Annotated in this window: 7 protein-coding genes; all 7 read left to right on the top strand. The window is 59.1% G+C overall.

Annotated features, from left to right (window positions below):
* Positions 1-432, top strand: a 432-nt coding sequence (locus ACMLHZ_RS08175; RefSeq protein ID WP_418667262.1) for an FCD domain-containing protein, incomplete at its 5' end; no start/stop codon positions are given.
* A 72-nt stretch (positions 433-504) separates the two neighbouring features.
* Positions 505-1,902, top strand: a complete 1,398-nt coding sequence (locus ACMLHZ_RS08170; RefSeq protein ID WP_418667261.1) for an ABC transporter substrate-binding protein — start codon at positions 505-507, stop codon at positions 1,900-1,902.
* A 49-nt stretch (positions 1,903-1,951) separates the two neighbouring features.
* Positions 1,952-2,932, top strand: a complete 981-nt coding sequence (locus ACMLHZ_RS08165) for a uroporphyrinogen decarboxylase family protein (RefSeq protein WP_418667260.1) — start codon at positions 1,952-1,954, stop codon at positions 2,930-2,932.
* A gap of 38 nt (positions 2,933-2,970) precedes the next feature.
* Positions 2,971-3,840, top strand: a complete 870-nt coding sequence (locus tag ACMLHZ_RS08160; protein ID WP_418667259.1) for a carbohydrate ABC transporter permease — start codon at positions 2,971-2,973, stop codon at positions 3,838-3,840.
* 18 nt (positions 3,841-3,858) lie between these two features.
* On the top strand, positions 3,859-4,692 hold the full coding sequence (locus ACMLHZ_RS08155; protein WP_418667258.1) for a carbohydrate ABC transporter permease: 834 nt from the start codon (positions 3,859-3,861) through the stop codon (positions 4,690-4,692).
* An 18-nt stretch (positions 4,693-4,710) separates the two neighbouring features.
* Positions 4,711-5,628, top strand: a complete 918-nt coding sequence (locus ACMLHZ_RS08150) for an aldo/keto reductase (protein ID WP_418667257.1) — start codon at positions 4,711-4,713, stop codon at positions 5,626-5,628.
* Positions 5,629-5,876: 248 nt separating this feature from the next.
* Positions 5,877-7,151, top strand: a complete 1,275-nt coding sequence (locus tag ACMLHZ_RS08145; RefSeq protein WP_418667256.1) for a diaminopimelate decarboxylase — start codon at positions 5,877-5,879, stop codon at positions 7,149-7,151.
* Positions 7,152-7,377: the final 226 nt, after the last annotated feature.

Here is a 7,377-nt window from a genome sequence, read left to right as displayed (position 1 = left end):
GACGAGCTGCTGCAGGTGCAGGAAACGCGGCAGATGCTTGAGATATATATGCTGGAGCGGAGCTTTGCGCACCTGAACGACGACAAGATTCAAAAATTGCAGGAATACAACGACAGGATCGGCTCGCAGGACCCGCTCAAAACCCAGGCCAGCAAACAGTGGAGCGACAACATGGAGTTTCATCTTTTGCTGGCGTCGTTTTCCGGGAATGCGTACATGTGCCGCCTTTTGGCGGATACCTTCCGGATCTGCGCCCGGGCGTCCACCCAGTATTTTTTGCAGATCTCGGACGAATCGATCTGGAGCAAGCGGGACACGCACGAGCGGTTGATCGAGGCCTGCAGGGAACGGGACATTGAGACGGCAAAAAAGCTGCTGATCGAGGACTCCAAAAAGATCCTGCAGGTTTGGCAGAACTATTTGAATTTTTAACAGGCACACAGCGGCGGATCGTTCCGATTTGAAAAAATCGGTGAAAGTGAATTCTTGAAGGAGGTATTCAGAATGAAGTGGTTTAGAGCGAAGCGTATCGTGGCACTGACCCTGATCACAGCCCTTTTGGCAGCCTGCGGCACGACTGAACCGCCCGCGCCGGGCGGCGGCGGTTCCGCCGCCGCTTCCGCACAGACAGGCGGCAAAAGCGAGAGCTACCCTTCGGGAAAGCTTGTGTGGTGGGCGACCGGCCAGCCCAAGTTCCGAAAGATGTATTTTGATTCCTGGCTGGAGCGCAATGCGGACATCGCGCCGGGCGTGGAGGTGGAGGCCACCACGATCGCCACGAACAACGACGCGCTGCAAAAAATTGCGATGTACAGCATGAGCGGCGATTATGAATCCATGCCGGACATCCTGTTTTTGGATTCAGTGGGCGTGGTGAACATGGCGATGAACGGCTTTTTGCTGGACATGACCGACTATTACAGCCCCATGGCCGATCAGTTTGTGCCGGGGGCGGTGAGCGACGCGACCATCGGCGGCAAGATCTATGCCCTGCCGGACGCGGTGCGCCCGCAGATGCTGTTTTATAATGCGGAGGTCTTTGATAGGTACGGCGTGGACCCGGCCATGATGAACACCTTTGACGGCTACCTGGAAGCCGGGCGGCAGCTGAAGGAAAAGAGCGGCGGGAAGGTGTACCTTTCCTACATTGACCCGGGCAGCTATACCTGGCGCTATTGGTGCCGCCGCGGCCTGATGCCCCAGGCCGGCGCGAAAATATGGGACGATGCGGGCAACGTGGTGATCGGCGAGGACCCGGGCACCAAGCTGGCACTGGGCTTTTTGGACCAGCTGAACAGCGAGGGCCTGCTTTACAAGACCGATATGATGCAACAGCCGCTGTATGAGGCCACCGACGAGGGGATCATTGCCACCTATTACATGGGCGCGTTCTGGGACGAATTCATGCGCGGCAACCTGACCGAGACCGCGGGCGACTGGCGGGCCATGGCGGCGCCGGTGTTCCCGGAAATCGGAACGGGCGGCGCCCCGGTGAGTACCTTTTACTGCCTGATCGACAAGCACAGCGACACCTATGTGGGGCTTTTGCAGAAGCTGTGGTATGACTTTGTGACGGACGGCGAGGCTTATAAAACCTGGGTGGATCAGATGATGACCGAGAACGGGCCCTACAACAACCCTGTTTCGCTGGAAATGCTGAAAGACCCTTACTGGCAGGAGCCCTCGGACTTTTACGGCGGGCAGTCGTTCCGCAAGACCGAGAGCGAGGCGCTGAACAACCCCTCGGCAAACCTGGTGGTGACCCCCAGCGACGCGGAGGCCGACAACATCATCAGCGCCGAGATCGAAACCTATGTTGCGGGCGAACAGACCATGGAGCAGGCCATTGCCAACATGGACCGCGAATTGAAGGCGCGCATCGGGCAGGCGCAGATTCCCTGAACCATCCCCCCTGCGGGGAGCGAAAAAACAAGAAAAGGATGCCGGTACAATGGATAAAAAAGAACGCCTGATGGCGGTGCTGAACGGAACGATGCCCGATCGCCCACCGGTGGGCCTTTGGTTCCACTTTACAGACGCGGAGAGCCGGGGGGAGGCGTGTGTGCAAGCCCATGTCCGAGCCTACAAACAGAGCAATGTGGATTTTGTAAAGATTATGTCGGACGGGCTGCTCTATCCCGTGCGGCAGAAGATCGACTGTGCGGCCGACTGGGCAAAGCTTGCCCCGCTGCCCCGGGACGACGCATTTTTTGCGGATACCGTGGAGCGCTGCGCGCGCATCCATGAGGAATTGGGGGAGGAGTGCTGCCTTTTTTACAACTTTTTCTCGCCCTTTACCATGATCCGCGCGGCGGAGAGCTTTACGGAACACGCCCTTGCAGGCCGCACAAAGGATGAAACGGTGATGGCGCACCTGCGCGAGAACGAGGCGGCCGTGCTGCACGCTTTGGAGGTGGTGGCAGCCGACCTTGCCCATCTGGCGGAGCTGGTGATCCACAGGGGCAGCTGCCTGGGGATTTACCAGAGCGTGCAGGGAGCGGAAAAGGGAAGAATGAGCGAAGAGGAGCACCGGCGCTGGATCGCGCCGTCCGACCTTATGGTGCTGAAGGCTGCAAACCTGCACAGCCAATACAACATCCTGCACATGTGCTCCTGGGCGGGGTTTGCCAACCACCTGGAATATTGGAAGGATTACCCCGCCCGGGTGAAAAACTGGGGAACCGGCGTGGAGGGCCTGCCACTGGCGGAGGGCAGGCGGTATTTCCCTGGCAGCGTGCTGCTGGGCGGGCTGGACAACCGCCGGGGCTTCCCGCTGGTATCCGGCACAAAGGCGCAGCTGCAGCAAGCGGTGCGGGAGCTGGTGAAGGAAATGGGCCCCACGCCGTTTATTTTGGGAGCGGACTGTACGGTCCCCTCGGATTTTGAGCTGGAACGGGCCAGCTGGATCCTGGAGGCGCTGGAAACGCAGTGACCGGCCCGCCGGCGGGCGCCGGCCCGGAGGTGAAAACAATGAAACGATTTTGGAGAAAATATGGCTTTGCAGTTCTTGCGATCAGCCCGTTTTTTATTCAGTTCTTCATTTTTCAGCTGGCGCCCACGGCGGCCACGATCTGGCTGAGCTTTCAAAAGTGGAATGGAATGAGCAAGCCCCAGTTTATCGGCCTGGGAAACTACAGGGCGATGCTGACGGATTACCAGTTCCTGGACGCGCTGCGAAACACGGCGATCTACTGGCTGGTGGGCGTGGTGGGGGTGCTCTCGCTCTCGCTGCTGCTGGCATGTATGCTGAATTCAAAGCTGCTGCGGGGAAGGCGCTTTTTTAAAACGGCTGTGTTTTTGCCCTATGTGTGCGCTTCGATCGCGGTGGGGCTGATTTTTGGAATGCTGTTTGACCAAAACGCGGGGCTGATCAACGCGATCCTGGGCCTTGCAGGGGCGGACCCACAGCCATGGCTCACCAGCAGCCGCCTGGCCAGGATCCCGGTGCACGCGCTGTTTATCTGGCGCATGACGCCCTGGTATGTGCTGATCTATCTGTCCGGGCTGCTGGGCATTCCGGGCGAATACTACGAGGCGGCCACAGTGGACGGGGCGTCCGGCATACAGCAATTTTTCCGGATTACGCTGCCCCAGCTGGGAAACATCTCTTTTTTCTGCATGGTCACGGTGACGGTGGACGCATGGAAGATTTTTAACGAGAGTTATACCCTGGCGGGGCCGGGATCCTCGAATATGTCGCTGTTCCAATTGATGTATGTGAATGCGTTCCAGATCTTTAAAATGGGCTATGGCTCGGCGGTGGGCGTGGTGCTGATCGGGATACTGCTTGCGCTGTCGCTGGTTCAGTTTTACGTAAGGCACAGACGCCGGGAGCTGTGAAGGAAGGGGGAAGGCTTCATGAAAAGCAAACGGCTGGCACAGGGAACTGCCCTGCACGCCGCAATGGGCATTGTGGTGGTGATCTGCGTGTTCCCGGTGCTGTGGTCCTGCGTGATCTCGGTTAAAAGCGTGGGGGAAAAGGTCTCGGGGTTCAGCGCGCTTGCCATCCAAAACCCGACCCTGGCGAACTATGCGCGCCTGTTCCAATTGATCCCCATCGGGCAGCAGCTGGGCAACAGCGTGTTTACCGCGGTGGTGGGCACTGTGACCACCCTGTTCTTTTGCGCCCTGGCCGGGTTTGCCTTTGCAAAGTACCAATTCCCTTACCGGGACGCCCTGTTTTACTTTGTGGTGGCCACAATGACCATTCCGGCTGAGGTGGGCGCGGTTCCGCTGTTTTTGATTATGAAAGAGGTGGGGCTGATAAACAGCCTGTGGTCGCTGATCCTGCCGCGGCTGGCCACGGCGGTGGGCGTGTTTTACCTGCGGCAGTACATTCTGGAGGTGCCGGATGATATTTTGGACGCCGCCCGCATTGACGGGTGCAGAGACTTTGGGCTTTTCTGGAAGATCGTGTGCCCTGTGATCAAGCCGGCGCTGGCCTCGTGGGCCTCGCTTACCCTGATCGCCCGCTGGAACGACTTTTTCTGGCCGCTGCTGTTTTTGAACAAGCCGGAAAAACACACCCTTATGGTTTCGGTTTCCACCCTGCCGCTCACCGACGGCCTGGCCACGCCCTGGCAGGTGATCCTGGCGGGCACCACCCTGGTGATCGTGCCCAGCGTGCTGCTTTATCTGGCCATGCAGACCTTCCAGAAGGCCGGGGCGCTGGAGGGCGCAATCAAAGGATGAAAGAAAAGAGGTACGGCAATGAACTATTATGAACCGGTCCCGGGGCTGCGGCTGCCGGCGGCGGCCATGGGCTGCATGCGGATCGCGGAGATGGAGTACGGGGCGCTGGAACGGCAGGTGCTGCTGGCGGCGGAACTGGGAATGAACTTTTTTGACCATGCGGATTTTTATGGGGAGTTCCGGTCTGAGGCGCGGTTTGGCGAGGTGCTGGCGCGAAACCCCGGCCTGCGCGAAAAAGTTTATGTGCAGAGCAAGTGCGGGATCCGGATCGGCGGCATTTACGATTCCTCCGCCGGGCATATCACAAAAAGCGTGGAGAACAGCCTGCGCAGCCTGCACACCGACTACCTGGATTTTTTGCTCATCCACCGGCCGGACCCGCTGGCCCGGCCGGACGAGATCGCCCGGGCATTTGAGCGGCTGCATGCCGCCGGCAAGGTGCGGTATTTTGGGGTGAGCAACCACAACCCGGCGCAGATCGAGGCGCTGCAGCGGGCGGTGCCTCACAAGCTGCTGATCAACCAGATGCAGATGAGCATTCTGCACACCCCCATGATCGATCACGGTGTAAACGTAAACACAAAATTTGCGGGCGCGGAGGACCGGGACGGGTCGGTGCTGGAATACTGTAAGGCAAATAAAATTATGCTGCAGGCCTGGTCGCCCTTTCAATACGGCTTTTTTGAGGGCGTGTTCGTGGATAACCCCAAGTTCCCGGAACTGAATGGGGTGCTGGAGCAACTGGCGCAAAAATATGAGACCAGCAAAACGGCGCTGGCGGTGGCCTGGCTGGTGCGCATCCCGGCGATGGTACAGGTGATCTGCGGCACCACCAGCGCAAAGCGGCTGGAGGATATCGCGCGGGGCGCGGATCTTGCGCTGGAGCGGGACGACTGGTATGCCCTTTACCGCGCGGCGGGCAATAAACTGCCGTGACGGGCAGCGAAAAAATGATTTGATCCCTTCCTGTGTTCTCTCTGGTTTGGCAGGCGGCGGGCCCTTTGCGCACAGCGTGCGGGGGCCCGCCGCCTGTTTGAGCAAAAACGCGGCAAAAGCGGGAAAATGGGCGGCGAGGCTTCGTTTTTGCCCATGTTTTATTGCCAAGCTGCGCACGGCTGTGCTATAATGTGGAATACTTATAAAACACCTGTGCGCAGAGAGAAATAAGAGGGGAGCCGACCACCATGCAGAAGGTGCCGTTCATCACATTGGAGCAGGCGCAGCAGATCATTGCCGACGTGCCCACGCCGTTCCACCTTTACGACGAAAAGGGCATTCGGGAAAATGCCCGCCGCCTTTACAAAGCGTTCAGCTGGAACAAGGGCTTTAAGGAATACTTTGCGGTAAAGGCCACGCCGAACCCCTACATCCTGAAAATTTTGCAGGAGGAGGGCTGCGGGGTCGACTGTTCGTCGTACACCGAGCTGATGCTCAGCGAGGCCTGCGATTTTAAGGGGCACGAGATCATGTTTTCCTCCAACGTGACCCCGGTGGAGGATATGCAGAAAGCTTACGAGCTGGGCGCCTACATCAACCTGGACGACTACACCCACGTGGAGTTTTTGGAGCGGGTGGCAGGCATTCCGGAAACGGTGTGCTGCCGTTACAACCCGGGCGGCGTGTTCAGCCTGGGCAACGGCATTATGGACAACCCCGGCGAGGCCAAGTACGGCATGAGCGAGGTGCAGATGGAGAGCGCCTTTAAAAAGCTGATGGCAAAGGGCGCGAAGCGGTTCGGCATCCACGCATTTTTGGCAAGCAATACCACCTACAATGAGTATTACCCCACGCTGGCCGGGATTTTGTTTGAGCTGGCAGTGCGCCTGAACAAGGCCACCGGGGCAAAGATCGCCTTTATCAACCTGTCTGGCGGCGTGGGGGTGGACTATGCGCCCTACCAGCCCGCCAGCGACATCATGGCCATCGGCGAGGGCGTGCGCAAAAAGTTTGAGGAGATCCTGGTGCCGGCGGGCATGGGCGACGTGGCCCTGTTCACCGAGCTTGGCCGGTTCATGCTGGCGCCCTACGGGCATCTGGTGGCCACTGTGCTGCACGAAAAGCACATCCAAAAGGACTATGTGGGCCTGGACGCCTGCGCGGCCAACCTGATGCGGCCGGCGATGTACGGCTCGTACCACCACATCACGGTGCTGGGCAAGGAGGACGAGCCCTGCGACCGCATTTACGATGTGACGGGCGGCCTGTGCGAGAACAACGACAAGTTTGCCATCGACCGGCCGCTGCCCAAGATCGAGGTGGGCGACGTGCTGGTGCTGCACGACACCGGCGCCCACGGCTTTTCCATGGGCTACAACTACAACGGCAAGCTGCGCAGCGCCGAGGTGCTGCTGAAGGAGGACGGCACCCACGAGCTGATCCGCCGGGCCGAGACCGCCGATGATTACTTTGCCACCTTTGACTGCACGCCCTTTTGGCCCCGCCTGCACGGCGAGGAATAAAAACAACCGCAGCAAAGGCTGTTTTTTGCACATGCGCGCCGGTTGCCACGCAGGGGCGAGGCGCGGGTGCTTTAAGATGAGCTTTTAACTGTAAAAGCAATAAAAAAGACTCAGGCAAAAAGCCCCCGTTCCGAGGAACGGGGGCTTTTTGCCTGAGTCTGGGAAAATGTGCGATCCCGTTTTGCGCGGGGCCTGCCGGTATGGAAGTCGGTGAAAGGGAGAAGGT

The organism is Allofournierella sp., assembly GCF_048388525.1.
In the GTDB taxonomy this organism is placed as follows: Bacteria; Bacillota; Clostridia; order Oscillospirales; family Ruminococcaceae; genus BQOK01.
The sequence above is the reverse complement of the archived record's forward strand: the minus strand, read 5'-3'. Positions and strand labels throughout refer to the sequence as shown.

Excerpts from the sequence above, each read along its gene's own strand:
- ACMLHZ_RS08145 (WP_418667256.1), top strand. The coding sequence starts at position 5,877 with ATGCAGAAGGTGCCGTTCATCACATTGGAGCAGGCGCAGCAGATCATT.
- ACMLHZ_RS08160 (WP_418667259.1), top strand. The coding sequence starts at position 2,971 with ATGAAACGATTTTGGAGAAAATATGGCTTTGCAGTTCTTGCGATCAGC.
- ACMLHZ_RS08150 (WP_418667257.1), top strand. The coding sequence starts at position 4,711 with ATGAACTATTATGAACCGGTCCCGGGGCTGCGGCTGCCGGCGGCGGCC.
- ACMLHZ_RS08170 (WP_418667261.1), top strand. The coding sequence starts at position 505 with ATGAAGTGGTTTAGAGCGAAGCGTATCGTGGCACTGACCCTGATCACA.
- ACMLHZ_RS08165 (WP_418667260.1), top strand. The coding sequence starts at position 1,952 with ATGGATAAAAAAGAACGCCTGATGGCGGTGCTGAACGGAACGATGCCC.
- ACMLHZ_RS08155 (WP_418667258.1), top strand. The coding sequence starts at position 3,859 with ATGAAAAGCAAACGGCTGGCACAGGGAACTGCCCTGCACGCCGCAATG.